Source organism: Phytohabitans sp. LJ34, assembly GCF_052068095.1.
In the GTDB taxonomy this organism is placed as follows: domain Bacteria; phylum Actinomycetota; class Actinomycetes; order Mycobacteriales; family Micromonosporaceae; genus Phytohabitans.
The window spans coordinates 186,304-213,034 of sequence record NZ_JBQHDG010000009.1 but is presented as its reverse complement, the minus strand read 5'-3'; the positions used below and the strand labels follow the sequence as shown (position 1 = coordinate 213,034).

At 71.7% G+C, this 26,731-nt stretch carries 22 protein-coding genes; 7 read left to right on the top strand and 15 right to left on the bottom strand.

What is annotated here, in order from left to right; genetic code table 11:
• Positions 1-4 precede the first annotated feature (4 nt).
• The gene (locus ACTMTJ_RS18335) at positions 5-1,003 is read left to right on the top strand and encodes a pirin family protein (protein ID WP_441218062.1); all 999 of its coding nucleotides are present in this window, start codon (positions 5-7) and stop codon (positions 1,001-1,003) included.
• Between the two features lie 1,301 nt (positions 1,004-2,304).
• Here ACTMTJ_RS18335 and ACTMTJ_RS18330 read toward each other — a convergent pair.
• Complete coding sequence (locus ACTMTJ_RS18330; protein ID WP_441218060.1) at positions 2,305-2,430, bottom strand: hypothetical protein; 126 nt, start codon at positions 2,428-2,430, stop codon at positions 2,305-2,307.
• A gap of 72 nt (positions 2,431-2,502) precedes the next feature.
• On the opposite strand from ACTMTJ_RS18330, the gene ACTMTJ_RS18325 reads away from it, so the two are divergent.
• Positions 2,503-4,092 carry a phospholipase D family protein gene (locus tag ACTMTJ_RS18325; RefSeq protein ID WP_441218059.1) on the top strand — a complete coding sequence of 530 codons (1,590 nt, stop codon included), beginning with the start codon at positions 2,503-2,505 and terminating at the stop codon, positions 4,090-4,092.
• Here ACTMTJ_RS18325 and ACTMTJ_RS18320 read toward each other — a convergent pair.
• The 3 genes from ACTMTJ_RS18320 to ACTMTJ_RS18310 all read right to left on the bottom strand — a co-directional run bounded on the left by ACTMTJ_RS18320 (position 4,063) and on the right by ACTMTJ_RS18310 (position 7,716).
• Positions 4,063-5,187, bottom strand: coding sequence for a protein-L-isoaspartate O-methyltransferase family protein (locus ACTMTJ_RS18320; RefSeq protein ID WP_441218057.1), 1,125 nt, complete (start codon positions 5,185-5,187; stop codon positions 4,063-4,065). The two genes, ACTMTJ_RS18325 and ACTMTJ_RS18320, sit on opposite strands and share 30 nt — an antisense overlap.
• A gap of 15 nt (positions 5,188-5,202) precedes the next feature.
• The gene (locus ACTMTJ_RS18315) at positions 5,203-6,459 is read right to left on the bottom strand and encodes an asparaginase (RefSeq protein WP_441218055.1); all 1,257 of its coding nucleotides are present in this window, start codon (positions 6,457-6,459) and stop codon (positions 5,203-5,205) included.
• 135 nt (positions 6,460-6,594) lie between these two features.
• Entirely contained in the window at positions 6,595-7,716 is a 1,122-nt protein-coding gene (locus tag ACTMTJ_RS18310) for an MBL fold metallo-hydrolase (protein ID WP_441218053.1), read from the bottom strand.
• A 73-nt stretch (positions 7,717-7,789) separates the two neighbouring features.
• Here ACTMTJ_RS18310 and sthA point away from each other — a divergent pair, with 73 nt between their 5' ends.
• A complete protein-coding gene (gene sthA, locus ACTMTJ_RS18305) occupies positions 7,790-9,193 on the top strand; it encodes a Si-specific NAD(P)(+) transhydrogenase (protein ID WP_441218051.1) in 1,404 nt (467 codons plus the stop codon).
• A gap of 111 nt (positions 9,194-9,304) precedes the next feature.
• Here sthA and ACTMTJ_RS18300 read toward each other — a convergent pair whose 3' ends face one another.
• The gene (locus tag ACTMTJ_RS18300; protein WP_441218049.1) at positions 9,305-11,197 is read right to left on the bottom strand and encodes a HelD family protein; all 1,893 of its coding nucleotides are present in this window, start codon (positions 11,195-11,197) and stop codon (positions 9,305-9,307) included.
• Positions 11,198-11,247: 50 nt separating this feature from the next.
• Between ACTMTJ_RS18300 and ACTMTJ_RS18295 the strand changes: the two genes are divergently transcribed.
• Entirely contained in the window at positions 11,248-11,871 is a 624-nt protein-coding gene (locus ACTMTJ_RS18295; protein ID WP_441218047.1) for a TetR/AcrR family transcriptional regulator, read from the top strand.
• Here the strand turns inward: ACTMTJ_RS18295 and ACTMTJ_RS18290 are convergent.
• Both ACTMTJ_RS18290 and hppD read right to left on the bottom strand, forming a co-directional pair.
• Positions 11,824-13,029, bottom strand: coding sequence for a fumarylacetoacetate hydrolase family protein (locus tag ACTMTJ_RS18290; RefSeq protein WP_441218238.1), 1,206 nt, complete (start codon positions 13,027-13,029; stop codon positions 11,824-11,826). The genes ACTMTJ_RS18295 and ACTMTJ_RS18290 overlap by 48 nt on opposite strands.
• Before the next feature lie 19 nt (positions 13,030-13,048).
• Complete coding sequence (gene hppD / locus ACTMTJ_RS18285; protein ID WP_441218045.1) at positions 13,049-14,242, bottom strand: 4-hydroxyphenylpyruvate dioxygenase; 1,194 nt, start codon at positions 14,240-14,242, stop codon at positions 13,049-13,051.
• 112 nt (positions 14,243-14,354) lie between these two features.
• On the opposite strand from hppD, the gene ACTMTJ_RS18280 reads away from it, so the two are divergent.
• Both ACTMTJ_RS18280 and ACTMTJ_RS18275 read left to right on the top strand, forming a co-directional pair.
• The gene (locus ACTMTJ_RS18280; RefSeq protein WP_441218044.1) at positions 14,355-14,858 is read left to right on the top strand and encodes an Lrp/AsnC family transcriptional regulator; all 504 of its coding nucleotides are present in this window, start codon (positions 14,355-14,357) and stop codon (positions 14,856-14,858) included.
• A gap of 76 nt (positions 14,859-14,934) precedes the next feature.
• Positions 14,935-16,779 carry a sigma-70 family RNA polymerase sigma factor gene (locus ACTMTJ_RS18275; protein ID WP_441218042.1) on the top strand — a complete coding sequence of 615 codons (1,845 nt, stop codon included), beginning with the start codon at positions 14,935-14,937 and terminating at the stop codon, positions 16,777-16,779.
• 507 nt (positions 16,780-17,286) lie between these two features.
• Here the strand turns inward: ACTMTJ_RS18275 and ACTMTJ_RS18270 are convergent.
• The 3 genes from ACTMTJ_RS18270 to manD form a co-directional block, all read right to left on the bottom strand.
• Positions 17,287-17,511: a helix-turn-helix transcriptional regulator gene (locus tag ACTMTJ_RS18270; protein ID WP_441218040.1), complete on the bottom strand. Its 225-nt coding sequence runs from the start codon at positions 17,509-17,511 to the stop codon at positions 17,287-17,289.
• A 1-nt stretch (position 17,512) separates the two neighbouring features.
• A complete protein-coding gene (locus ACTMTJ_RS18265) occupies positions 17,513-17,935 on the bottom strand; it encodes a hypothetical protein (RefSeq protein WP_441218038.1) in 423 nt (140 codons plus the stop codon).
• Between the two features lie 103 nt (positions 17,936-18,038).
• Entirely contained in the window at positions 18,039-19,247 is a 1,209-nt protein-coding gene (manD, locus tag ACTMTJ_RS18260) for a D-mannonate dehydratase ManD (RefSeq protein ID WP_441218036.1), read from the bottom strand.
• A 174-nt stretch (positions 19,248-19,421) separates the two neighbouring features.
• Between manD and ACTMTJ_RS18255 the strand changes: the two genes are divergently transcribed.
• A complete protein-coding gene (locus ACTMTJ_RS18255) occupies positions 19,422-19,625 on the top strand; it encodes a hypothetical protein (protein ID WP_441218034.1) in 204 nt (67 codons plus the stop codon).
• 514 nt (positions 19,626-20,139) lie between these two features.
• On the opposite strand, the gene alc is transcribed toward ACTMTJ_RS18255, so the two are convergent.
• From alc to ACTMTJ_RS18230, 5 genes are all read right to left on the bottom strand, one after another.
• Entirely contained in the window at positions 20,140-21,156 is a 1,017-nt protein-coding gene (gene alc / locus ACTMTJ_RS18250; protein ID WP_441218032.1) for an allantoicase, read from the bottom strand.
• Complete coding sequence (gene allB, locus ACTMTJ_RS18245; protein WP_441218030.1) at positions 21,153-22,442, bottom strand: allantoinase AllB; 1,290 nt, start codon at positions 22,440-22,442, stop codon at positions 21,153-21,155. The genes alc and allB overlap by 4 nt, the downstream gene beginning before the upstream one ends.
• A complete protein-coding gene (locus ACTMTJ_RS18240) occupies positions 22,439-23,587 on the bottom strand; it encodes a DUF6986 family protein (protein ID WP_441218029.1) in 1,149 nt (382 codons plus the stop codon). The genes allB and ACTMTJ_RS18240 overlap by 4 nt, the downstream gene beginning before the upstream one ends.
• A complete protein-coding gene (gene aceB, locus ACTMTJ_RS18235; RefSeq protein ID WP_441218027.1) occupies positions 23,588-25,114 on the bottom strand; it encodes a malate synthase A in 1,527 nt (508 codons plus the stop codon). It abuts the gene before it with no gap.
• 79 nt (positions 25,115-25,193) lie between these two features.
• Positions 25,194-26,723, bottom strand: coding sequence for a ferredoxin (locus ACTMTJ_RS18230; protein ID WP_441218025.1), 1,530 nt, complete (start codon positions 26,721-26,723; stop codon positions 25,194-25,196).
• Between the last annotated feature and the right edge of the window lie 8 nt (positions 26,724-26,731).

The following is a 26,731-nucleotide window of genomic DNA, read 5'->3' as shown; positions in this document are numbered from 1 at the left end:
CGCCATGCCCGCCATCACCGTCGACGACGTCCTTGTCCTACCCCGCCTGCCCAAGCTCGACCCGGCCACGACGGAGTACCGCGCCGTCCGCCGCCTCGTCACCGCGCCCAGCGGCTTCGAGGGCGAGGGCTTCCCGGTGCGCCGCGCCTTCGCCGGGGTGCCGCTGACCGAGCTCGACCCCTTCATCCACCTCGACCAGATGGGCGAGGTCGACTACGCGCCCGGCGAGCCGAAGGGCACGCCGTGGCACCCGCACCGCGGCTTCGAGACCGTCACGTACATCATCGACGGCATCTTCGACCACCAGGACTCCAACGGCGGCGGTGGCACGATCACCAACGGCGACACGCAGTGGATGACCGCCGGGGCGGGCATCCTGCACATCGAGGCGCCGCCCGAGCACCTCGTCGTCAGCGGCGGCCTCTTCCACGGCCTCCAGCTGTGGGTCAACCTGCCCAAGGTGAAGAAGATGAGCCCGCCGCGCTACCAGGACATCCGCGGCCGCGAGGCGAGCCTGCTCACCACGCCCGACGGCGGCGCGCTCATCCGGGTCATCGCCGGCGAGATCGACGGCCACCAGGGCCCGGGCACCACGCACACCCCGATCACGATCGCCCACGTCACCCTCCAGCCCGGCGCCGCACTCGACCTACCCTGGCGATCGGACTACAACGCCCTCGTCTACGTGCTGGGCGGCCGCGGCACGGTCGGCACCGACCGCCGCCCGGTCCACACCGGACAGATGGCGGTGCACGGGCCGGGCGAGGCGCTGCGGGTCACCGCCGACGAAAAGCAGGACTCGCACACGCCGGCACTCGACCTGTACATCATGGGCGGCGAGCCGATCCGCGAGCCGGTCGCCCACTACGGCCCGTTCGTGATGAACACCCGCGCGGAGCTGGCGCAGGCGTTCGACGACTACCAGGCGGGCCGGCTGGGGGTCATCCCCGCCAAGCGGGTCCCGCACGCCAGCGACTCGGAGCAGCCACCAACCACGTCCTAGAAGATTCGAGCTACCGCGGCGTCCGTCGTGGTCCATGCCGTTGCTCCCGCGGCCTCACCCGACACCGATCGACCCGTCAAGAGTCGAGCATGCCGGCGCCCCGTCTGCTCACGCGGCATCATCTCGGCGTGGGTTGGCGGAAAGGGCTCCAGAGACCTTTCGGGGTCGGGGTCGCCGCCCGTCGTGTTGCTTCGAGGCATATTTGCCCATGTCCGTGTCAGCGGCGGACCGGATGCTCCCGCGGGCACCGCTCCCGGCCGGCGGCTCGCAGGGCGAGCCGAAACCTCCGGCCGTCCACTGCCAGGTCCGCGGGACAAGCCCCGAAGGCTGTCTTCGCAGCCCCTACCCGGGCCATACTGACGCAGCGTAACCAGCCAAGGGACGAGACTTCGAGATCTGGAAGCTTAGGGTTGCTCGGCTTTCGTAGAAATGCCACGTGGTGCATAACCATGCACCCGTGCGCGCCCCCGAGGCACCTCCACCGCCACCTATAAACCATTTGTCGCTTCTCTTGTCCGCAGCAAGAGACACCTCAAATGGATCTAGAACACTTAGGGTCGAAGGGGCAACCACAAGTGTTCTAGATCTACTCCCAGACGATGCATAAATATCAGCGCGCGAAGCCCGAGCCGTGCCGTATGCCGTCGTCCACCCGCACGGGAAGCAGACCAGCGCCGGCCGCCACGAACCACGAACCCGCAACCATCAGACGGCGGCTGGCGGCCGCGGCGCTGGTCTGCTCGGCTCAGCCTGGACGACGGCATACGGCACCGCTCCCACCGCAACCACCCACCAACAGACCGAACAAGGCCAGGCGGCCCCGGCCGGAGCCCGAGGCCCCCCGCCAGAGGCGCCGAAGTAACCGCGACCACAAACGAAGCCAGAAAGTCGAGGCGCCCTAACTCTCCAAGATCTCGAATCACGCCCACGGCGACGAAACCCCCCGTTGCTTTCCCGGATCCCCGATCCAGCAACAGACATTGTGGACAAACGTCGACCACCGCCTAGCGCGAGCTCAATTTGCGCGAAGGGGTGAGCGCGACCAGCGGCGGACGGGTGAGGCCGCGGGAGCAACGGTCTGGACCACGACGGACGTCGCGGTAGCTCAAAACTCTGTCCAAAAAGAGGGGCTCAGGGGGTCGAAGCCACCCCGACTCCGAAAGCGGCGCTCTAGAGACCTTGGATTCGGGGGTTACACGCGGTCGATGGCGGCGGTCACTCTAGGGAAGCAGAGCAAGGGCATCCCGCGCACTCACCCAGCCGGGCCGCGGGGTCCGGCGCAGCCGTCGGGGTGAGCGCGATCAGAGGGACACGAGGTACATGCCGGCGACGCCGAGCACGACCATCAGCAGCACGGTCAGCAGCAGGCCACGGCCGGCCTCGGCGGGCTGCGCGGCGCGCTCGGTGGTGATGGACTCGGTGGTCACTGTGGCCTCCTGTGGTCTCGCTTGGTCACATTGACGTTATGGCGGCACCCCTACCTGGGTAATCACGGATTCGTGCCGCTGACGAACTGGTTCCTCACCGCGCCGGAACGCGGTAACGACGTATCCGACATACCCGCTTGGACGGAAGGAAACACGGCCGAGCCGTTGATTCATGGCTCGGCCTACTTCGATCGCCTGACCGACGCCGTCGAGCGCATGTCGGAGGGCGACCACCTCTTCTTCACCGACTGGCGGGGTGACCCGGACGAGCGCATGCGACCGGACGGGCCGACCGTCGCCGAGCTCTTCTGCCAGGCGGCGAAGCGCGGTGTCGTGGTCAAAGGGCTCATGTGGCGCTCGCATCTGGACGTGCTCCAGTACAGCGAGGAGGAGAACCGCCACCTCGGCGAGGCCATCGAGGCGGCCGGCGGCGAGGTGCTGCTCGACCAGCGGGTGCGCCGCGGCGGCTCGCACCACCAGAAGCTCGTCGTGCTCCGCCATCCCGGCCGGCCGGAGCACGACGTGGCGTTCGCCGGGGGCATCGACCTGTGCCACAGCCGCCGCGACGACGCCGACCACCGGGGCGACCCGCAGGCGGTGCGCATGTCGTCGCGGTACGGCTCCAACCCGCCCTGGCACGACGTGCAGCTCCAGTTGACGGGGCCGGCGGTCGGCGCGCTGGACACGTCGTTCCGGGAGCGGTGGAACGACCCGACACCGCTCGACTCGCACAGCCCGATCGCCTGGTTTCGCGACAAGGTGGGCGGTGCCGACCTGTCCGCCGGCGAGCTCCCGCCCCAGCCGCCCGACCCGCCACCCACCGGCCCGCACGCGGTGCAGGTGCTGCGCACGTACCCGTCGCTGCGCAACGCGTACGACTTCGCGCCGGGCGGGGAGCGGACCATCGCCCGCGGGTACACCAAGGCGATCAAGCGGGCGCGGCGCCTGATCTACCTGGAGGACCAGTACCTGTGGTCGCGCGAGGTGGCCGACCTCTTCGCGGGCGCGCTGACCGAAAACCCCGACCTCCACCTGATCGCCGTCGTGCCCCGCTATCCCGACGTCGACGGCAAGCTCGCCTGGCCACCCAACCTGATCGGCCGCGCCAAGGCGCTGGATGTCTGCCGCCGCGCGGCCGGCGACCGCGTCCATGTCTTCGACGTGGAAAACCATGCCGGCGGCCCTGTGTACGTGCACGCGAAGGTCTGCGTCGTGGACGACGTGTGGGCGAGCGTGGGCAGCGACAACTTCAACCGTCGCTCGTGGACACACGACAGCGAGCTCTCCTGCGCGGTGCTCGACGACACCCGCGACGACCGCTCCCCCACCGACCCGGCCGGACTGGGCGAGGGGGCCCGGAGGTTCGCCCGCGACCTGCGCCTGCGCTTGATGCGTGAGCACCTCGACCGCGCCACCGACGGCAGCGAGGACGCCGACCTGATCGACCCGGCCGACGCGGTCGCGGCGGTCACCGCGTACGCGCAGGCCCTCGCCGACTGGCACGACGCCGGCGAGGTCGGCCCGCGCCCGCCCGGCCGCCTCGTGCCACACGAGCCCGAGCGCCTGTCCCGCCTGACCAGGCTGTGGGCGGTCCCGGCCTACCGCCTCGTCTACGACCCGGACGGCCGCTCGCTACGCCACCGCCGGTCCGGCACCTGGTAGGCGCCAGTCGCGGGGCACCCAGATGGGCTGGCTCAGGTCGCCGTCGAGTGCCATGGGTGCCTGCCAGGCGGGCACGGCGGGGCGGCCCAGCGCGACCCAGCGGTCGATCAGCCCGCTCGCCGTCTCCGCGAACGCCACCGCGTGCGGGCCGCTGCCCCGCACCGCACCGTCCGGCCAGATCGTGGCGCCGCCGCCGGGGGTCTCGTCGAGCAGCGCGCAGCCGCCGTTGCCCGCGCTGTCGGGCGGCTGGGCGTACGTGGTGCGGCTGTCCCAGACGCCCAGCGCGAACCACATGTCGTGGTAGCGGAACACGTCCAGCGGTGGGTCGAAGCGGGCCGGGCGACTCACCGTCGGCGGGGACAGCGGGCCGCTGCCGAGCGGGTGTGCCCCGGCGTACACGGCGGAGAGCGGGCCGGCCGCGGACATGAAGCCGGCCGGACACACGCCCGCCGCGTGCACCGTGCCGTCGCCGGCCCTGGCCGCGCGGAGCACCGGGTGGTGGCCGGCGTGGCGGACCGGCGCGAGCACGAAGCCGCCGGGCACGAGCTGGTCGAGCCAGAGCGGCGAGACGCCGGCCACGCCGACGGTCACGATCACGCGGTCGTACGGAGCGCCGGCCGCCCAGCCCTCGTAGCCGTCACCGAGCCGCAGGTCCACTGTGGAGGAAATAGTGGCGAGTGCGGCCTCGGCCCGCTCCACCACGTCCGGCTGTACGTCCACAGTGGTCACCCGTGCGCCCGCGGCGGACATGAGGGCGGCGTTGTAGCCGGTGCCCGCGCCCACCTCCAGCACCTGCGTGCCGGGCGACAGGTCGAGCGCCTCGATCATCGCGGCCATCAGCGACGGCTGGCTCGACGAGCTCGTCGCCCGGCCGTCGACGACCTTCGTGACGAGGACGTCGTTGACGTAGACGGCGTCGAGGAACCCGCCGGCGTCCGGCGCGACCCAGGTGCCGTCGCGCCCGTGAAAGCCGCCCGCGACGAAGGCCTCCCTCGGCACGGCGGCGAACGCCTCGGCCACCTCGGGACGCGTGATGGCCCCCTCGCGCACGAGCGCATCGGCGAAGCGCCGGCGCAGCTCAACGGAAGAGGCCATCACACCACCCTAAGCTCAGGACAGGTCGAACTCCGGGTTACCCAGCCCGGTAACCCACTTACGCACCTTCTCCACGTCGCCACCGGAGAACGCGAGGCTGAGCATGAGCAGCAGCCGCGCCTTCTGCGGCAGCAGGTCGTCGCCGGCGATGATCGGCTGGGTCGTGCTGCCGCCGTACACCGAGCCGGAGCCGGTACGCGACGTGCTCACGAAGACCACGCCCTTGGCCGCGGCCGCCGTGCGGGCCGTCCCCTGCGCCGACGACAGGCCGCCCGCCCCGGTGCCGGCGGTGACGATGCCCTTGACGCCGGCGTCCGCGAACGCCGTGATCGCCTCGCCGCCCGCCTGCTGGTAGCTGGTCACCACCTCGACCCGGGGCAGTGCCTCGGGGCCGAGCTTGGTGAGGTTGAAGGGCGTGTACCACTTGCTCTTGTCGTCGCAGTCCTGGACGCGGGCCGGCGCCCGGCCGACCTTGATGTTCGCGCCGTCGATCCAGCCGAGCACGCCGAGTTCGCGGGTCTGGAACGTGTCCATCCGGTACGAGCTGGTCTTCGTCACGTCGCGCGCGGCGTGGAACTCGTCCCCCAGCATGAGCACCGCGCCGTAGCAGTACGTGGCCTGGCTGGCCGCGAGCACGATCGCGTTGTAGAGGTTGGCCGGACCGTCCGCGCCGATCACCTTGGGCCCGTCGGGTGTCACCGCCGCCCACGGGCGCATCGCGCCGGTGAGCACGACCGGCTTCTGGCTGCGCACGGAGAGGTCCAGCCAGTACGCGAACTCCTCCATCGTGTCGGTGCCCGTGGTCACCACCACGCCGTCGGAGGACTTGAGCGCCTTCTCCACGGCGAGCGTGAGGGCGTGGAACTCCGGGATCGTGTAGCCGCCGGAGCCCTTGTTGCCGAACTGCACGGTGCTGACGTCGGCGACCGCCCCGATCTCCGGTTGGAGGTAGCCGACCATGTCCGCGATGGCGATCTGACCGGAGCGGTAGTCCTGGAAGCTGCTGCGGGAGGTCGCGACCCCGGAGATCGTGCCGCCTGTGCCGATGACGGTCACGCGGGGCTTATTCGCGCGGGCCGCCGCGACGGCCTGGGTGTACGCGACGCTCTCGATGTCGGTCAGGGTTTCGACGCCGTCGACCTTGACGGAGGTGGGGTCGCTCTCCGGCGCCGCCGGCTGGCCGAGCGCGGAGACGACGAGGGCCGCGGTGACCGCGGCCGACAAGACGGGAAGGAGCAGGGCGCCGAGGCGCGAAAACGATCTCTTCGGCATGCGGGAGATCGTCTGTGCGGCCCGTTTCAGACCGGTTGCAGCTTGATCAAATATACGGTCACTCGCCCCCAGAGGGCAGCCCTCTTGGGGGGCTACATCAGACCCAAGAGGGCTGCCCTCTGGGGGGCGGCGACGTCAGCCGCTCAGCGGCTGCCACCACGCGTCGACCACGGGCGGCGCGCCGACGTCGACCCGCTCGCCCGGCCGCGGGATGGCCACCGAAACGTCGAACGCCTTCGCCTCCCGCCACAGCCGGTCGACCGGTTCGCTCCAGGAGTGGTACGACAGCACGAACGTCGCCCAGTGCACCGGCAGCAGCAGCCCCGCGCGCAGGTCGACGTGCGCCTTGACCGCGTCCTCCGGCGTCATGTGGATGTCCGGCCACGCCGGGCTGTACGCGCCGATCTGGATCAGGCTCGCGTCGAACGGCCCGTACTTCTCGCCGATCGCCGCGTACCCGTCGAAGTAGCCGGAGTCGCCGGTGTAGAAGACCTTCCGCCCGCCGGCCTCGACCACCCACGAGCCCCACAGCGTGCGGTCGCGGGCGAAGAGCCGCCCGGAGAAGTGCCGCGCGGCGGTCGCCGTGATGCGCAGGCCGGCTGGGCTCGCTCCGCTCGCTGGACGCCCCGGGCGGCCGGCGCCGTCCGGGCTCGTCGCCGCGCTCCTCGGTCCGGATCCCGCCAGCCCCGGGCCGATGTCGACGCCGTCGTCCCAGTCGAGCTCGACGATCCGCTGCCGCGGCACCTTCCAGCGGTCGAGGTGGGCACCCACCCCCAGCGGTACCAGGAACGGCGCCTCCTGCGTGCGGACCAGCTCGCGCACGGTGGGCAGGTCGAGGTGGTCGTAGTGGTCGTGCGAGATGACGATCGCGTCCACCGGCGGCAGCGCGTCGAGCGGCACCGGCGGCGGGTGCAGCCGGCGCGGGCCCGCGAACTGGAATGGCGAGCACCGCTTGCTCCACACCGGGTCGAAGAGCACCCGCCGCCCGTCCAGCTCGACGAGGCTGCTCGCGTGCCCGTACCAGGTGAGGTGCAGGCCCTCGGCGGGCGTCGCACCGGGCGTGACCAGCGGGACCGGCGCGGTGGGCTTGCGCACCTGCTTGCCGAAGATCATCTCCCGCATCGCCGCGCGCATCGCGCCGCGCGGCAGCACGGTGGCCGCCACGGTGTTGTGGAAGCGCCCCTCCCGGTACCGCGGGGAAGCGCCCACCACGGTGGCGTCGGGCTGGCCCCCGAAGGCGGCGGGTCTGATTTTCATCGCCCAACCGTACGACGACCGTGACCGTTTCTTCGTAAGGCCCCGGTAACCCGGGCCTGCGAGAATGTTCCACGTGTATGACTACGACGTGCTCGTGCTGGGCTCCGGCCCCGGCGGGCAGAAGGCCGCGATCGCCGCCGCCAAGCTCGGCCGCCGGGTCGCCGTGATCGAGCGACGTCACATGATGGGCGGAGTGTGCATCAACACCGGCACCATCCCGTCGAAGACGCTGCGTGAGGCGGTGCTCTACCTCACCGGCCTCAACCAGCGGGAGATGTACGGGCAGAGCTACCGCCTCAAGGACGACATCACCGTCGACGACCTCACGGCCCGCACCCAGCACGTGATCGGGCGCGAGACCGACGTCATCCGCAGCCAGCTCGCCCGCAACCGCATCCGCCTGCTGACCGGCACCGGCACGTTCGCCGACCCGCACAGCCTGACGGTGAACGACGGTTCCGGCCGCGAGCAGAAGGTGACCGCCGAAAAGATCGTCATCGCCGCCGGCACCCGCCCGGCCCGGCCGAGCACGGTCGAGTTCGACGACCGCACGATCATCGACTCCGACGGCATCCTCAACCTCGAGCACGTCCCCCAGTCACTCGTCGTGGTCGGCGCCGGCGTGATCGGCATCGAGTACGCGTCGATGTTCGCCGCCCTCGGCTGCAAGGTCACCGTGGTCGAGCGGCGCGACCGCATGCTCGAGTTCTGCGACCTGGAGATCATCGAGGCGCTCAAGTACCACCTGCGCGACCTGGCGGTGACGTTCCGCTTCAGCGAGACGGTCGCCTCGGTCGAGCGCCGGGCAACCGGCGCGCTCGCGGTGCTGGAGAGCGGCAAGCGCATCGCCGCCGACGTGGTCATGTACTCAGCGGGCCGCCAGGGCATGGCCGACCAGCTCAACCTGGAGGCCGCCGGCCTGAGCGCGGACAACCGGGGGCGCATCAAGGTCGACGAGCACTTCCGCACCGCGGTGCCGCACATCTACGCGGTCGGCGACGTGATCGGCTTCCCGGCGCTCGCCTCCACCTCGATGGAGCAGGGCCGCCTGGCCGCCCACCACGCCTGCGACGAGCCGGTGCGCGCGATGCACGAGCTCCAGCCGATCGGCATCTACACGATCCCCGAGATCAGCTTCGTCGGCCGCACGGAAGACGAGCTGACCGAAAAGCGCGTGCCCTTCGAGACCGGCATCTCCCGCTACCGCGAGCTGGCCCGCGGGCAGATCATCGGCGACTCGTACGGCATGCTCAAGCTCCTCGTCTCCCCCGACGACCGCACGCTGCTCGGCGTCCACGTCTTCGGCACCGGCGCCACCGAGATCGTCCACATCGGCCAGGCGGTGATGGGCTGCAAGGGCACGATCGACTACCTCGTCGACACGGTCTTCAACTACCCGACGCTCGCCGAGTCGTACAAGGTCGCCGCCCTCGACGCCATGAACAAGATGCGCAGCATCGACCGCATGCGCGCCTGACCCTCCGCGTCTCACGACCCACCCCCGACGACTGGAACACCAGTGCTGTTTAAGACGGCCGGATAACAGCACTGGTGTTCCAGCCGTGCGCCCGGTCGAAGCGAAAGGCGGTCATGGCGCGATCGCGGCCGGCAGGGGGCGGCGGTGGATGATGTCCAGCCGGGAGACGGCTCTGGTCAGGGCGACGTAGAGCAGGCGCGGCGCCAGGTCGGCCGGCTCGACGAGGACGACGTGGTCGAATTCGAGGCCCTTCACCATGGCGGCCGGCAGCACGGTCACCCGGTCGGAAGGCTCGTCGAGGGCGAACGGCGCGATGACGCCGATCGAGCCCTCGTGCTCCAGTGCCTCGCGCACCGCCTCGGCCGTCGCGGACCGCAGGTCTTCGGCGTGCCGCACGCGCAGGGAGCCATCGCCGCGGACGGCGCGGGTGGGTGGCACGTCGACGTCGAGCGTGGCGAGCAGGCGGTTGGCCACCGCGAGCACCGCGCCGGGCACACGGAAGCCGGCGGTCAGCGCGATCACCTGGGCCTTGGGCTTGCCGAGGTGGGCCAGCTGCTCGGGCCAGCCGCTGGCCGCCCACGGCGTGGTGCCCTGCGCGAGGTCGCCGAGCACGGTGAGCGAGCCGTGCGCGCTGCGGCGGGCCAGCGCGCGGCACTCCATCGGCGACAGGTCCTGTGCCTCGTCGACGACGATGTGCCCGAACGACTCGGGGTGGTCGATCAGCCCGGCCACCTCGTCGATCAGCACGAGGTCGGCGGCGGACCACTTCGTCCTGGGCCGGGTGATCGCCTCTTGCTCACCTGACGTGAGGATGCCGGCGGCGGCCGCGGACGGGTCGCGGAGCAGGGCGGCCACCACGTCCTCGGGGCGCACGGCCGGCCACACGTGGTCGAGAAACTCGCGGACCGGGCGGGAGCGGCCCATCCGCCGCGTCCACGCGGCGCCCGGCGAGTAGCCCCGCGCCTCGGCCTGGCGCTGGAGCAGACCGACCATGCGGGAGCGCAGCCGTTCGCGGGCGATGCCGTAGGGCAGCGACTCCTGCCACACCTCGCCGATCAGGCGGCCGAGCGCGTGCTCGGAGATCCGCCAGCGGGCCGAGTGCTCGGTGACGGTGAGCGGGCCGGCCGGCTCGCCGAGGCGTGCGTACAGGGCGCGGCTGAGCACGGTCGCCATCTTCGGGTCGTGCTTCACGGCCGCCGCCTCGTCGCCGTCGGTGGCGGTGACCGGCCGGCGGGCCAGCACCTGGTCGAGCGTGCTCTGCTCGACGTCGACCTCGCCCAGCGCCGGGAGCACGGCCGAGATGTACTCCAGGAAAGCCGGGTTGGGACCGATGACCAGCACGCCGTCGCGCTTGAGGCGGCGGCGGTGGGCGTAGAGCAGGTACGCGGCGCGGTGCAGGCCGACCGCCGTCTTGCCGGTGCCGGGCGCGCCCTGCACGCACACCGACTCGTCGAGGTCGGCGCGCACCAGGTCGTCCTGGTCGGGCTGGATGGTGGCCACGATGTCGCGCATCGGCCCGACCCGTGGCCGCTCGATCTCCTCGGCCACGATGCGGCTGGCCGAGCTGGCGAGACCCGATTCCAGGTGCTCGTCCTCGAAGCCGGTCAGGGTGCCCCCGCGCCACCCGTACCGGCGGCGGACCGTGACGCCCATCGGGTCGCGCGCGCTGGCCCGGTAGAACGTGCGGGACACCGGGGCGCGCCAGTCGATGACCATCGGCTCGCCCGCCTCGTCGGTGATGTGGCGGCGGCCGATGTAGTAGCACTGTCCACTGTGCTCACCGCCGCCGCGGCCGAAGCGCAGGCGCCCGAAGTACAGCGGGCCGTCCGGCTCCTCGGCGAGCTCCTTGGCGTAGCTCTTCAGCATGCGGCCGAGCGTCTCGGCGGTGTACCGGTCGCCGGCCACCTGCGCACCGGTGGCGACGCGGTGCCGGGCGAGGTCGAGCATGCGGGCCAGCGCGGCGCGGGAGGCGGCCAGGTGCGCCCGCTCCTCATCCATCGTCATACCGATAGCTTAACTCGGTAAAGAATTTGTCCGAGTGTAGTATCGGCCACGTGACCGGCCTCCGCGAGCGCAAGAAGCAGCGCACCCACGACGCGATCTCGTCGGCGGCGATCGCGCTCTTCCTCGACCGGGGCTACGACGCCGTCTCGGTGGCCGACGTGGCCGACGCCGCCGAGGTCTCCAAGCCGACCCTGTTCAAGTACTTTCCGAGCAAGGAAGACCTGGTCCTGCACCGCATCGCCGACCATCAGGGCGAGGCGGCGCGCGTGGTGCGCGGGCGGCGGCCGGGGGAGAGCCCGCTCGCCGCGCTGCGCCGGCACTTCCTCGACGGCCTCGACCGGCGCGACCCGGTCACCGGGCTCAACGACGACGAGCGGGTGCTGGCATACCACCGGCTGGTCTTCTCCACGCCCGGCCTGGCCGCCCGGGTCGCCACCTACACCGAGGCGGAGGAGGCCACGCTGGCCGAGGCGCTCGGCGGCGGCCTCACGGCGCGGGTCGCCGCCGGACAGATCCTCGCCACCCAGCGGATCCTCGCGCGGGACAACTGGCGCCAGCTCATCGAGGGCCGCTCCGCCGCGCGGCTCCACCCGGCGGCCGCGAAGGCGGCCAACGCGGCGTTCGACCTACTGGAGCGAGGCCACCACGACGCCGGTGACCTCGCCGAGGGCTAGCTCCGGCCGGCCCGGCGTGGCCGGCACCCGGCCCCGGATCACCACTTCGTCTCCGTCTTCCAGGAACGAGCGGGTCACCCCGCCCGGCAGCTCCAGCGGCTTGCGGCCGATCTGGCTCAGCTCCATCAGCGAACCGGCCTGGTCCGGCTCCGGGCCGCTGACCGTGCCCGAGGCGAAGAGGTCGCCGGGGCGGATGGAGGCGCCGTTGACGGTCAGGTGGGCGAGCATCTGCGCGGCGGTCCAGTACATCGCCGGGAACGGCGGCCGCGATATGACGGCGCCGTTGAGCTCGATCTCCAGCGCGATGTCCAGCCCCCACGGCGGCAGCGCCGCGTCGTCCAGATAGGACACCAAGGGCACGTCGCGCGGTGGCGGTGCGGTGCGCGCGCTGTCGAAGGCGTCCAGCGGCACCACCCACGGCGACACGGACGTCGCGAACGACTTGCCGAGGAACGGACCGAGCGGCACGTACTCCCAGGCCTGGAGGTCGCGCGCGGACCAGTCGTTGACCAGGCACACGCCGAAGACGTGCTCGGCCGCGTCGGCCAGAGCGACCGGCTCGCCGAGGCGGGTGCCGGCGCCGAGCACGAAGCCCACCTCGGCCTCGATGTCGAGGCGCAGGCTCGGGCCCACCTCGATCTCGCCGCCCACCCGGCGCTGGCCGTGCGGCCGGACGATCGGCGTGCCCGAGACGACCACCGTGCCGGAGCGCCCGTGGTAGCCGATCGGCAGGTGCTTCCAGGCCTCCGGCAGCGAGGGCGAGTCGGGGCGGAGGATGCGACCGATCGCCGAGGCGTGGTGCTCGGAGGCGTAGAAGTCGACGTAGTCGCCGACCTCGAACGGCAGGTGGGTCTGGCCGATCGGCTCCAGCAGCGGCTCGACGACCGGCCTTACTGATTCGTCGGTGAGCCACTCGGTCACCGCGGCTCGGAGGCGTCGCCAGGTCGCGGCCGGCGCGGCGAGCAGCGGGTTGAGCACCGGCCCGGACACCAGTGGCGCCAGGTCAGGGGCCAGCCGCGCGCATGCCGCCGCCAGATCCAGCCCGAGGTCGCCGATCCGCACCACGAGGCGCGGCGAATCTCGGTAGGACACCGCGCCGTACGGCAGGTTGTGCAGACCATAGGGGTGCCCGGCGTCGACGCCGGGCACCCATGTCACCGCGCTCACGAGTCAGACACTAGAGGTTGCCCCGGCGCTGCTGCTCGCGTTCGATGGCTTCGAAGAGCGCCTTGAAGTTGCCCTTGCCGAAGCCGAGCGACCCGTGCCGCTCGATGAACTCGAAGAACACGGTCGGCCGGTCGCCGATCGGCTTCGTGAAGATCTGGAGCAGGTAGCCGTCTTCGTCCCGGTCCACCAGGATCTTCCGCTTCTGGAGCTCCTCGACGGGCACCCGTACCTTGCCGATCCGCGCGCGCAGCTCGGGGTCCTCGTAGTAGGAGTCGGGCGTGTCGAGGAACTCGACGCCGGCCGCCCGCAGCTCGTCCACCGTGCGCAGGATGTCGTTGGTGGCCAGCGCCAGGTGTTGCGCGCCCGGCCCCCGGTAGAACTCGAGGAACTCGTCGATCTGGCTCTTCCGCTTGCCCACGGCCGGCTCGTTGAGCGGAAACTTCACCCGGTGGTTGCCGTTGGCGACCACTTTGGACATCAGCGCCGAGTAGTCGGTGGCGATGTCGTCGCCGATGAACTCGGCCATGTTGGTAAAGCCCATCACCCGGTTGTAGAACGCCACCCACTCGTCCATGTGGCCCAGCTCGACGTTGCCGACCACGTGGTCGAGCGCCTGGAAGAGCCGGCGGCGCTTGGGGAGCGTGGAGGTCCGGGCCACGTACCCGGGCAGGTACGGGCCGTGATAGCGGGAGCGGTCGACGAGCGTGTGCCGGGTGTCGCCGTACGCCGCGATGGCCGCCACCCGCACCGTCCCGTGCTCGTCGGTCAGCTCGTGCGGCTCGTCGAGGATCGTCGCGCCCTGCGCCCGCGCGTGCTTGACGCAAGTGTCCACATCGGGCACTTCGAGCGCGATGTCGCTGACCCCGTCGCCGTGCCGGTCGTGCAGCGCCACGAGTGGGCTCTCCGGGTCGACCGCGCCCTTGAGCACGAACCGCACGGCGCCGCTGCGCAGCACGAACGCGCAGTGGTCGCGGTTGCCCGTCTCCGGGCCGGAGTAGGCGACCAGCTCCATCCCGAAGGCCAGCTGGTAGAAGCGGGCGGCCTGGGTCGCGTTGCCGACCACCCACTCGATCGCGTCCCAGCCGGTCACCGGGAACGGGTCGGACTGCTCGTCGTACTCCACCAGTCCCACGAGTTGCTTGAGCTGCTCGAGGCTCAGATCCGCGAGCCGCTCGTCATCGGTCAGAACGTGTTCGACGGTCATGACCACCATCTGATCGTGCATTTGCTTCCTGTGCAACCGGCGTATCGTGAGCTAGGCAACCTGAGCAATTAGCACAGCGCTTTCCCCATAACGCTAGGCAGATTGGTAAGCTGTGGAACTCGACACTCTCGACGTCGCCCTCCTGCGACTGTTGACCGAAAATCCGCGCATCGGCGTGCTGGAGCTTTCCCGGCTGGCCGGGGTCGCCCGGGCCACCGTCACCGCGCGCATGGAGCGGCTGCGCGTCGCCGGCGTCGTCACCGGGTACGGGCCGCAGGTGGACCTCGCCGCCGCCGGCTACCCGGTGCAGGCGTTTGTGACGCTGGAGATCGCGCAGGGGCGGCTCGACGAGGTGACCGATCACCTGGCGGCGCTCCCCGGCGTGCTGGAGGCGTACGCGACCACCGGCCCCGGCGACGTGCTCTGCCGGGTCGCCGCCCGCTCCAACGACGATCTCCAGCGGATCCTGCTCGAGCTCGATCGCTTCGCCGGCATCCGCCGTTCTACAAGTGTGGTGGTGCTCTCGACGGTGGTCGCCCACCGCACGCTGCCGCTGCTCACGCACGGTCAGCGGCGGGGCGCACAGCACGCGCCGTCGTACAAGAATCCGGGCTGATTTTCTGTAATCCGGGTTCTGCCCGCCGGTCTCCACATACGGAAGGGTCGGCAACGGCACGTGAGGAGGCAGGCGGATGTCCCGTACCGGTCGGGCCACACCGGACGCCACGCTGGTCAGCGCGGCACAGCAGGGCGGCGCGCACGCGCTCGACGCGCTGGTCGCCGCCTCGCTCCCGCTGGTGTACAACATCGTCGGCCGCGCGCTGCGCGGCCACGCGGACGTCGACGACGTCGTGCAGGAGACGCTGGTGCGGGTGGTCCGCCACCTGCCCGACCTGCGCGACCCGAGCGCCTACCGCCCGTGGCTGGTGGCGATCGCGATCCGCCAGGTGCGCGACTGGGAGCTGCACCGGCGCACGGCACCCGCCCGGCCGGTGGGCGTCGAGGCGATGCAGGAGGTGCCCGACCCCGGCCCCGACTTCGCCGACCTGACCATCGCGAGGCTCGGCCTCACCGACCAGCGGCGCGAGGTGGCCGAGGCGACCCGCTGGCTGGACGCCGACGACCAGGAGCTGATCGCGCTCTGGTGGCTGGAGGAGGCGGGCGAGCTGGAGCGCTCCGACCTCGCCGGCGCGCTCGGCCTCTCCCCCAACCACGCGGGCGTGCGCATCCACCGCATGAAGGAGCAGATCCAGACCGCCCGCACCGTCGTGCGCGCGCTCCGCGCCCAGCCCGGCTGCGCGGCGCTGCGGGCGGTGGCCACCTCGTGGAACGGCGTGCCCGACTCGCTCTGGCGCAAGCGGCTGGCCCGCCACGTGCGCGAGTGCGGGGTGTGCGCGCGCACGACCGGCGACCTGGTGCCGATCGACCGCCTGCTCGCCGGCATCTCCATGCTCCCGGTGCCGGCCGCGCTGGCCGGCAAGCTGGCCGGGCCCACCGCACACACCGCGTTGGCCGCCAAGGCCGGAGCGGGTGTGGCGGCGAAGGCGGGCGCGGCGGCGGCCGGCACCAGCGGCCTCGCCGTGCCGATCACCGCCGCGGCGACCGTCGTGGTCCTGGTGACGGCGACCCTCATCGGGGTGAGGCTCAACCGCTCCCCCGCGCCCGAGCCGGCGGCGAATCCGTTACCGGCGGCGGTGGTCACGCCTACCGTAGGTCCCAGCCCCTCGGCCAGCCCATCGCCGTCGCCGGCACCTCGCGCGACCACCAAGGCGCCCGCCGCTCCGCCCACCACAAGGCCTCCGTCGCCGAAGAAGGGCGTCGCGGTCTGGAACTTCGACGGCGTCAGCCAGGCACTCGCCGCCTCCAAGGCGAGCTGGTACTACACGTGGAGCCCACGCCACGACGGCGTCACCACCCCGCGCGGCGCGCAGTTCGTGCCGATGATCTGGGGTGCCAAGGACGTCGACGACTCCGCGCTCGCCGCGGCCAAGGCGGCCGGCCCGTACCTGCTGGGCTTCAACGAGCCGGACATGGCCGGCCAGGCCAACATGAGCGTCGAGCAGGCCCTCGACCTGTGGCCGAAGCTGATGGCCACGGGCAGCAAGCTGGGCAGCCCGTCGGTAGCCTTCGGCGGCGCCGACAAGGGCGGCTGGCTCGACCGCTTCATGACCGGCGCCAAGTCCCGCGGCCACCGGGTCGACTTCGTGACGCTCCACTGGTATGGCGGCGACTTCACCACCGCGAACGCGGTCGACCAGCTCCGCCGCTACCTGCAAGCGGTATACGACAGGTACGAGAAGCCGATCTGGCTGACCGAGTTCGCGCTGATCGACTTCTCCGGCGGCGGTGCCCGCTTCCCCACGCAGGCGCAGCAGGCGGCCTTCGTGACCGCGGCGGCCAAGATGCTCGGCGGCCTGCCATTCCTTCAGCGCTACGCCTGGTTCGGCCTACCCGCGACCGACAAGGACAAGTCCGGCCTCTTCCGCACCGCCACCCAGCCGACGGAGGTAGGCCGCGCCTTCGTAGCCGCCCGCTAGCGCCCCCGCCGCAGCTAGATCCAAAACAGACTTCGAGCTACCGCGACGCCCGTCGTGGTCCAGACCGCTGCTCCCGCGGCCTCACCCGTCCGCCGCTGGTCACGCTCCCCCTGCGTCCCGGGCCGAGGCGAAGGGCGTCGCCGCGGCGAGTGGGCAACGTCCCCGACATTGCCCGTCCCCCTTGCCGCCTTTCCTCGATGATCGTTCGCCCGATACCCGCACTCTTCCCGGCGTGTCGTGTGGTTTCCGGGCGAACGATCATTGCGCCGTCCACATGCCGAGCCACATCCCCCAAACAGTGGGAAGGCGGGCCTCGGGATGCCGGCGGTGGCCCGAGGGCTTGTCCCGCGGACCCGGCAGCGGACGGCCGGGGAACTCGGCTCGCCCCGCGAGCCGCCGGCCGGGAGCGGTGCCCGCGGGAGCATACGGTCCGCAGGTGACGCGGAGGTGGGAAATTTCTGCCTCGAAACAACGCCATGACGGACGGCGACCCTGCCCGAAAGCTCGCTAGTCGGTCTCGTCGGGGTATTGGAAGACGTCGTCGAGCGAGACCTTGAAGACGCGGGCGATGCGGAAGGCCATCTCCAGCGACGGCGAGTAGCGCCCCTGCTCGATCGCGATGACGGTCTGGCGGGTCACGCCGATGCGATCGGCGAGGTCCGCCTGGGTCATCTCGCCGGCGGCGAAGCGCAGGGCGCGGATCGAGTTGGTGACCCGGGTGGGCTTGACCATGTCAGAAGCCTCGCCGATACGCCACGATCTTCGCGGCCGCCGAGCCGAGCGCGGCCAGGCAGAATGACAGGTAGAGCGCGTTGGCGATCCAGAAGTAGTCGACCTCGGCCATAGCCAGCACCAGCGGCCCGAGCGCGGCGAGGCTCATGACGTGAAAGCCGACGTACTCGCCGATGCGGTGGATCTGCCGGTCGCGCTCGTCCTTGCGGTCGATCTCCTCTTTACGGGAGAACATGGCGGCGACGATGTTGGCCACGATGCCGAGCACCATGGCGGCGACGACCGCGGTGATCAGTGGCCGGATGTAGGCGACGTCGGCGGCATCGGTGCCGTCGAGCCGCCGCAGCATCACGACCGCGTAGACCGCGGGCACGACGACCGCGATCGTGGCGTAGATCCAGGACCGCTTCTCCTCGATGGACATGCACACGAAGGTAAAGCTAGCCAGACATCATGTCAAGTATCTTTGACTCAACCACTCCGGCCGGGTCTGGGGTGCGGGCCCACGCCCGGTGGGCCCGCACCGGTCACCAGCTGTGCAGGGTGCCGTCTTCGAGGCGGTTGACCGGCAGGGCCGCCGGCTTGTACGGGTATCGCGCCGCCAGATCCTCGTCGATCTCCACGCCGAGGCCGGGCTCCTCGGACGGGTGTAGGTAGCCGTCGTCGAAACGGTACGTGTGCGGGAAGACCTCGTCGGTCGCGTCCGCGTGCGGCATGTACTCCTGGAGCCCGAAGTTGGGGATGCTGATGTCGAGGTGCAGCGCCGCGGCGAGGCACACCGGCGACAGGTCGGTGGCGCCGTGCGAGCCGCTGCGCACGTGGTAGAGCGCGGCGAAGTCGAAGATGCGCCGCAGGTGGGTGATGCCGCCGGCGTGCACCACGGTCGCCCGCACGTAGTCGACGAGCTGCTCGCTCACCAGCTGCTGGCAGTCCCAGATGCTGTTGAAGACCTCGCCCACCGCGATCGGCGTCGTGGTGTGCCGCCGGATCAGCCGGAACCCCTCCTGGAGCTCGGCCGGCACCGGATCCTCCATCCAGGTCAGCGCGTACGGCTCGAGGCTCTTGCCCAGCCGCGCCGCCTCGATCGGCGTGAGCCGGTGGTGCACGTCGTGCAGCAGCTTGAGGTGCGGCCCGAACTCTTCCCGCACCCGCGCGAACACGCTCGGCACGTGGTCGAGGTAGCGCTCGGTGGACCAGACCGCCTCGCTGGGCACGGCGGCGCCGGCCGGCTCGTACACGCCGGGGCCGACGTGCACACCGTACACACCGGACAGTCCGGGGATGCCGGTCTGCACGCGCACCGCCTTGTAGCCCTGCTTCACGAAGTCGGCCACCCGGTCGAGCACACTGTCCACTGTGTCCGCGCTGGCGTGCCCGTACACGGTGACACCCTCGCGTGACCGCCCACCCAGCAGCTGGTAGACCGGAAGCCCGGCCACCTTGCCCTTGATGTCCCACAAGGCCGTGTCGACCGCGGCGATCGCGCTCATCGTGACCGGCCCGCGCCGCCAGTACGCGCCCTTGTAGAGGTACTGCCAGGTGTCCTCGATCCTGGCCGGATCGCGCCCGATCAGCAGGGGCACCACGTGCTCCCGCAGGTAACTCGCGACGGCGAGCTCGCGCCCGTTGAGCGTGCCGTCGCCGATGCCCGTCACGCCCTCGTCGGTGACCAACTTGAGCGTGACGAAGTTGCGGCCGGGGCAGCTCACGATCACCCGGGCGTCCACGATCCTCACTCGACGTCCTCCCTCGACCGCGCCCGGCGACCTTCCGGAACTATTCCGGAAGAAACGTAGCGGCGCGCCGCCCAGATAGTCAAGCCACTCGATCGGTCCGCCAGGCCGCTTGACGCAACCATCTGATTGCTATAGCTTGGATGGCAATCAGATGGTTGCTATAAGGAGGACAAGATGCTCGCCCTTTCCGCGATGGTGATGGCCGACAACGCGACCCGGCACCACGTGCACTCCGCCCGCCCGAAGGCCCGCACGCAGCCCGAGCGGCCACCGCGCCGACGCCGCACGACGATGCGCGAGCTCACCGCGACAGCCCTGCACCGCCTCGCCCACCGGCTCGAGCCGCACGGTGTCAGCCCCGAAGCGACAACCAGCTAGATCCCTGCCCCGCCGGCCTCACTGGCCACCGTCTGTGACGCAGCGTCGGCAGGCTCGGCTGAGAACTTCGAGATCTAGGAGAGTTTGGGTTGGTATGGCGCCCTAACTCTCTCCTAGATCTCGAATCTTGGGCCACGCGGACGGCGCCGGCGGTTACTCAGGGCGACGAAGCCCTGTGCGCGGTCTCGCCGCCTGGTCGGCAACAGGCATTGTGGACAAACACTCTGCACCGCGGGCTGTGCATCCGCCGGAGGCAAAGGGGCGACCGCAACCCCAACGCGAGGGTGAGCCGCGGGAGCAGGGCTTGCCCCGCGGAGCCGGCAGCGGACGGCCGGGGAAGTCGGCTCGCCCCGCGAGCCGCCGGCCGGGAGCGGTGCCCGCGGGAGCATACGGTCAGCAACTGACGCGGACCCGGGAAAACTCTGTCTCGAAGTAACACCACAACGGACAGCGACCCCAGAGGGGTGGCCGCAACCAACGGCGGCGGGAGCGACGGTCCGGGCCACGACCGAGGTCAGGGGCGGGTCGTGCTCTGCCAGCGGGCAGCCAGGGCGGCGCGGCCGTCGTCCGTGAGGGAGCCGTACAGGCGGAGGCGAGCCATGCCGCCGTCGGGGAAGACGTCGAGGCGCACGTGGGTGGCGGCCGGCGGCGGGCCCGCGACCGGGAAGCGGTGGCGGGTGTCGGGCTGGAGGCGGGTGCGCGGCAGGATGTCGAACCACGCCGCCGGATCGTCCACGTCGGACACTCGGGCGTCCACGCCGCGCAGGCTTGCCGCGCCTGGCGCGTTGCCCTTGAAATGGCTCGTGTCGAGCTCGGCGAGGTGTACCACACCGGGCGCGGCGAGCTTGACCAGCACCCAGTCGTTGCCGTCGTCGCGGCGGCGGGCGGTCTCCCAGCCCTCGCCCATCACGCGTGCCAGGCCGGGCGCGATGAGGCGGTGCGGCGGGCCGTAGAACATGTCGCTGCACCCCACGACCTGGCCGCCGTGCTCCATCGCGGCCAGGTCGAGTACCGCCGGCAGCAGGGTGGGATCGGGCACGACCTCGCCGTGAACGCGTAGCCGGGCCACACCGCCGTCCGGGTAGATGGTCAGGCGCACGTGTGTGCAGCGGTGCGGGTCGCTCACCTCGAACTCGTTGCGGGTGTCCCCCGCCAGGGGCGACTTCGGGACGAGCGGGGCCCACGGCGCGGACGCCAGCTCGGACGGGCTCGGGTAGCCGTCGACCGCGACGCCCTCCACCGAGGCGTGCGGCGGGTAGTTGCCGGTGAAGAACGCGGTGTCCACGACCACGCCGCGCACGATGCCGGGCGCGCCGAGGCGGACGATGGCGTGGTCGACCCCGGGCTCGCGGCGGCGGCGGGTCTCCCAGCCGTCGTAGACCTGGCCCTTCGGGCCGAACGTCCGCGCCTCGAAGCTCGGCGGCGCGTCGGTGACCAGGTTGTCTCCGGCGGCGAAGAGCTCATCCGTGACATGCGGAACGCCGCCGCCGAGCGATCGGGCGGCGAGGTCGGGCAGCAGCCGCCAGGTCATGCCGCACCTCGGGACAGCAGCCGGCCGCGCGGGGTCACACCGTCCACAACGGACCCGCGCAGCCAGGTGGTGCGCACCTTTCCGAGCAGCGCCCTTCCGTGGTAGGGGGTGACCGGATGCCGGTGGCGCAACCGTCCGGCGTCGACCACGAAGGCGGCGTCCGGCTCGAAGGCGACGAGGTCGGCGTCGTAGCCCACCGCGATGCGGCCCTTGCGGGCGAGGCCCACGACCTCGGCCGGGCGGGTCGCCATCCAGCGCACCACGTCGGCGAGGGTGAAGCCGCGGGCGGCGGCCTGCGTCCACACGACCGGCAGGCCCAGCTGGAGGGAGGCGATGCCGCCCCAGGCCGCCGCGAAGTCGCCGGTGTCGCCGCGCTTCAGGTCGGGGGTGCAGGGCGAGTGGTCGGAGACGACGAAGTCGATCGCGCCGCTGGCGAGCCCCTGCCACAGCGCTTCGCGGTTGGCGGCGTCGCGGATCGGCGGGCAGCACTTGAACTCCGTCGCGCCGTCCGGCACCTCCTCGGCCGCGAACGTGAGGTAGTGCGGGCAGGTCTCGACGGTGACGCCCGGAACGTCCACGGTGGACGGCAGCGCGGACGCGGCGGACAGGTGCAGCACGTGCAGCCGGCGTCCGCTCTCCCGCGCGGCCGCCACGACCGTGCCGACGGCGCCGGTCTCCGCGCTGGGCGGCCGGGAGGCGACGAAGTCCGCGTAGTGCGGCGACGTGGCGGCCGGCTCGATGGCGGCCGGGTCTTCGGCGTGGATGACGAAGAGCGCGTCCACCGCGGCGAGCGCCTCCCGCAGCTGCGCGGGGGTGAGCGGTGGAAACTCCGGCACGCCCGAGTCGACCAGGAACGCCTTGAAGCCGAAGACCCCGGCCTCGTACAGCGCGGGCAGGGCGGCCGCGTTGCCGGGGATCGCGCCGCCCCAGAAGCCGGTGTCCACATGGCACTGACCGGTCGCCGCCGCACGCTTGACCGCGAGGGCGTCGGCGTCGACGGTGGGCGGTAGCGAGTTGAGCGGCATGTCCACGATGGTCGTCACACCGCCGGCCGCGGCGGCGCGGGTGGCAGTGGCGAAGCCTTCCCACTCCGTCCGGCCGGGCTCGTTGACGTGCACGTGCGTGTCGACGAGGCCGGGCAGCAGCGCGGCGTCGCCGAGATCCGTGCCGGGGAAGTCGTAGGCTTCGATCGCCGCGATCCGGTCGTCGGAGACGCACACCGCCGCCGGCCGCTCGCCGTCCGGCAGCACGACCCGGCGTGAGCGCAGCACAAGGTCGTAGCTCACGGGCCCTCCGAGGCGTCGAGCGCACCACAGTGGACGCCGCGGGTAAGGAAGCCCTCCAGCGCCCGCGCGGTCGCCGGCTCGTCGAGGATGCCGCCGGAGCGGCGCTCGCGGTATGCGGCGAGGCGGGCGCGGGCGGCCGGGGCTCCGTCGCGGAAGAAGGCGTACGTGGCGGCGAAGCGGGTGGGCAGCTGGGCGGGGTGCAGATCCCAGCCCTGGTAGAAGCCGCGCTCCAGCGAGCGGCGCACCAGCCGGGAGTGCAGCGCCCAGGCCTCCCGCACGGCGGCGGTGTCGCCGACCGGCAGCACGTTGGTGGAGCCGTCGGAGAGGCGCACACCGGTGCCGGCCACCGCCACCTGCATCACCGCCTTGGCGTGGTCGGCGGCCGGGTGCTCCAGGCTCTGGTACGCGGCGGCGATGCCGAGGCTGGCGCTGTAGTCGTAGGTGCCGTAGTGCAGCCCGGTGAGCCGCCCGCCGGCCGCCGCGATCATCGAGGCGACGGTGGCCCGCCCATCCGGCCCCAGCACCGCGGGCGGCGTCTCCACCTGCGCCTCGAAGCGGAGCGCGCCGGCCGGCAGCCCGTACTCGACCTCCAACCGTCCACACAGGATCGCCATCGCCTCGACCTGCGCCGGCGCGCTCACCTTCGGCAGCGTCACGACGAAGCCGGGCGGCAGGCCGCCGTACCAGAAGAGGAAGACGGCGAGCGTGCGCACCGCGCGGCGCCGCGTCGCCGCCTCCAGGCTCTTGACCCGCAGCCCCACGAACGGCGGCGCCGGGCCGTCGCGCAGCGCCGCGGCCGCGGTCACCGCGTCGGAGTCCTCGGTGGCGTCGTCGCGGATCCCGTATCCGTCTTCGAAGTCGATGCGCAGGTCTTCGATCGGCTCGCGGTCCAGTTTGGACAGCACGCGGTCGCGCAGCTCCTCCCCGAACGGCAGCGGCGGGTGCGCCTTCAGCGCCTCCCGCGCGGCCGTGCCCCACTCCGTCACGAGGCCGGCGTGCATCCGGTCGGCGGGCACGTACACGGTGTGCACCGGCTGCCGCCCGCCCGGGTCACCGGGGTAGCGCACCGCCAGCTCCGCGTCGAGCCCACCGAGCAGGCCGTCCAGCTCGGCGAAAAGGGGGTCGAGGAAGGACTCCGGAAACATCTACTGGATCAGCTCGTAAGCCGGGACCGTCAGGAAGTCGGCGAAGTCGTCGGCCAGCGCGACCTGTTCGAAGAGGTCGCGGGCCGACTTGTAGCGCTCCGGGTCGCCGAGCCGGGCCAGCTCCTCGTCGCCGATCCGCCGCACCAGGTCGGCGGTGATCGGTGTGCCGTCCTCCAGCCGCACGCCTTGATGGACCCACTGCCAGATCTGCGACCGTGATATCTCCGCGGTCGCCGCGTCTTCCATCAGGTTGTTGATGGCGACCGCGCCGTTGCCCTCCAACCAGGCCTCGATGTACTGGAGGGCGACCGACACGTTGTTGCGCAGCCCCGCCTCCGTCACGGCGCCTGGCGTGGCGGCGACGTCGAGCAGCTTTTCGGCGGGGACCACCACCTCGGGCCGCTGCCGGTCGAGCTGGTTGGGGCGGTCACCCAACACGCGGTCGAAGACCTCGCGGCAGACCGGCACCAGGTCGGGGTGGGCCACCCAGGAGCCGTCGAAGCCGTCGCCCGCCTCGCGCTCTTTGTCTTCGCGCACCTTCGCCAGTGCCACCTCGTTGACCGACGGGTCGCGCCGGCTCGGGATGAACGCGGCCATGCCGCCCATCGCGAACGCGCCGCGCCGGTGGCAGGTGGCGACGAGCAGCTCCGTGTACGCCCGCATGAACGGCGCGGTCATGGTGACCGACGCCCGGTCGGGCAGCACGAAGTCGGGCCCGGCGTCGCGGAAGTACTTGATGATGCTGAAGAGGTAGTCCCACCGGCCGGCGTTGAGGCCGGACGCGTGCGGGCGCAGCTCCCACAGGATCTCGTCCATCTCGAACGCGGCCGGGATCGTCTCGATGAGCACCGTCGCCCGGATGCTGCCCTGCGGGATGCCGAGCGCGTCCTGCGCGTAGGTGAACACGTCATTCCACAGTCGAGCTTCGAGGTGACTCTCCATCTTGGGCAGATAGAAGTACGGCCCGCTGCCCCGCTCGAGCAGCTCCCGCGCGTTGTGGAAGAAGTACAGCCCGAAGTCGACGAGCGCGCCGATCGCCGGCCACCCGTCCAACGGCAGGTGGCGCTCGTGGAGGTGCCACCCGCGCGGGCGCATGACGATCGTCGGATACGGCCCGCCGCCGAGCTCGTAGTGCTTGCCGCCGGTGTCGAGCGAGATGGTGCGGCGTACCGCGTCGTAGAGGTTTTGCTGCCCACCGACCACGTTGGACCAGTGCGGGGTGTTGGCGTCTTCAAGGTCGGCCAGCCACACCTTGGCACCGGAGTTGAGCGCGTTGATGGCCATCTTGCGCTCGGTCGGTCCGGTGATCTCGACGCGCCGGTCGGTGAGGTCGGCCGGCGCGGGCGGGACCTGCCACTCGGTGAGGCGGATCTCGGCCGTATCCGGGAGGAAGTCGAACCGGCCGGTGCGGGCGACCTCGGCGCGCCGCTCGGCGCGGCGGGCGATCAGCTCGTTACGGCGGGAGGCGAACCGCCGGTGTAGATCGGCGATGAACTCCCGGGCCTCGTCACTGAGTATCTCGGTCACCTAAGCACCGTAGCCGAAACTCTGCCACCCGGCCCTCGCTCCGCGACGGCCGCGCGGTCCGGCGCGCGAGGCGCGCCAGTTACCGCAGTGGTTTGGACGGCCTCCGCTTGGGCTCCTTGGTCTTGCCGCGCCGGCCGGGCTTCTCGTTGACGCCGGTGAGCCGGAGCGCGAGCCCGGGGCACATGTCGACGGCCCGCCGGGCGTCCGCCTCGAGCCACGCCGGCACCGGGGTGTCGGCGATCGCCGGATATCCGTTGCCGTCCAGCCGGATCAGCTCCGGTACGAGGTGGGCGCAGAGCCCGTGCCCGTCGCAGCGGGTCCAGTCGACCACGAGCTTGCCCACCCCGCCGGTCGTGCCCTCGGTCTCGGGCGAGCTGGAGAGCGGGAGCACGCCCTTGACCGGGCGGCCGCAACCCTCGCTGTACGCGTGGGTGGCGATGTCTTCCGCGAAGACCTCCAGCGCGGAGAGGGCGAAGCGGGACGTGCCGTCGGGGTGGCTGCACGCGCCGCGCCCCTTGACCACGCCGGCCGCGGCGCGCACGGCCGCCTGGCCGCCGCCGCCCTGGACCAGCTTCGAGACGGTGCGCGCGAGGTCGGGCAGGCCGAGGCGGCACGGGCCGCACTGGCCGGCGGACTCGGCCGCCATGTAGTGCATGACCCGCTCCACCTCGCCGAGCGGGCAGGTGTCTTCCGGCAGCGGGATCATGATGCCCGCGCCGAGCGTGCCGCCGACCTCGGTGAGGCTCTCCCGGGAGATCTCCGCGCGCGACGCGGCCTCCGCGGTGATCCACTTTCCGTGGTACCCGCCGAGGAGCAGCCCTTGTCCGGGCGTGGCCCCGCACATGCGCAGGACCTCCTTCAGCGGTACACCGGTCGGCGCCTCCACCACGCTCGGCTTGCCGTTGGCGGTGATGGTGAGCAGCACGGTGCCCGGCTCCCGGCCGGTGCCCACCGCGGCGTACTCGTAGGGCCCGATGCTCGCCGCGAACGCGAGCTGGGCGTACGTCTCGGCGTTGGAGAGCAGCGTGGGCAGCCCGTTGACGCCGGAGTCGCTCGACCGGATCTTGCGGCCGGGCGGGATGTGCGCCTCGCCGTTGATGCCGCGGACCAGCGCGCCGCCCTCGCCGGAGATGAACCGGTGCGGCACACCCACGATGCGGGTCGGCGCCGGCATCCGCCGCTCGGCCAGCGCCCGCCGCAGCGACTCGTGGCCGACGTGGTCCTTCTCCACGCCGATCACGATCTCGTCGGCTTCGAGCGCCCAGGCGGCGAGGGAGGCGCCGTCGAGGATCAGGTGCGGCGCGCGGGCGAGCAGCACCTTGTCCTTCCAGGCCGCCGGCTCGCCCTCGGTGGCGTTGACCACCACGACGATCGGCTTCTCCTGCCGCATCGCCGACTCGATGACCGCACGGACCTTGCGGGCGAACGGGAACGCCGCTCCACCCCGCCCAGTGAGCTTGATCTGTTCGGCGAGGGAGATGAGGTCCGCGCTCGACATCGGGCGCAGGTCACCGTGTACCTGCTGGTGATCCCAGAGATCCAGGCGCCCGAACTGTTCGAAGCCCGCGGTCAGCCGGGCCGGACCGGCGCGACCGACGGCCGGAACCATCCCTCCAC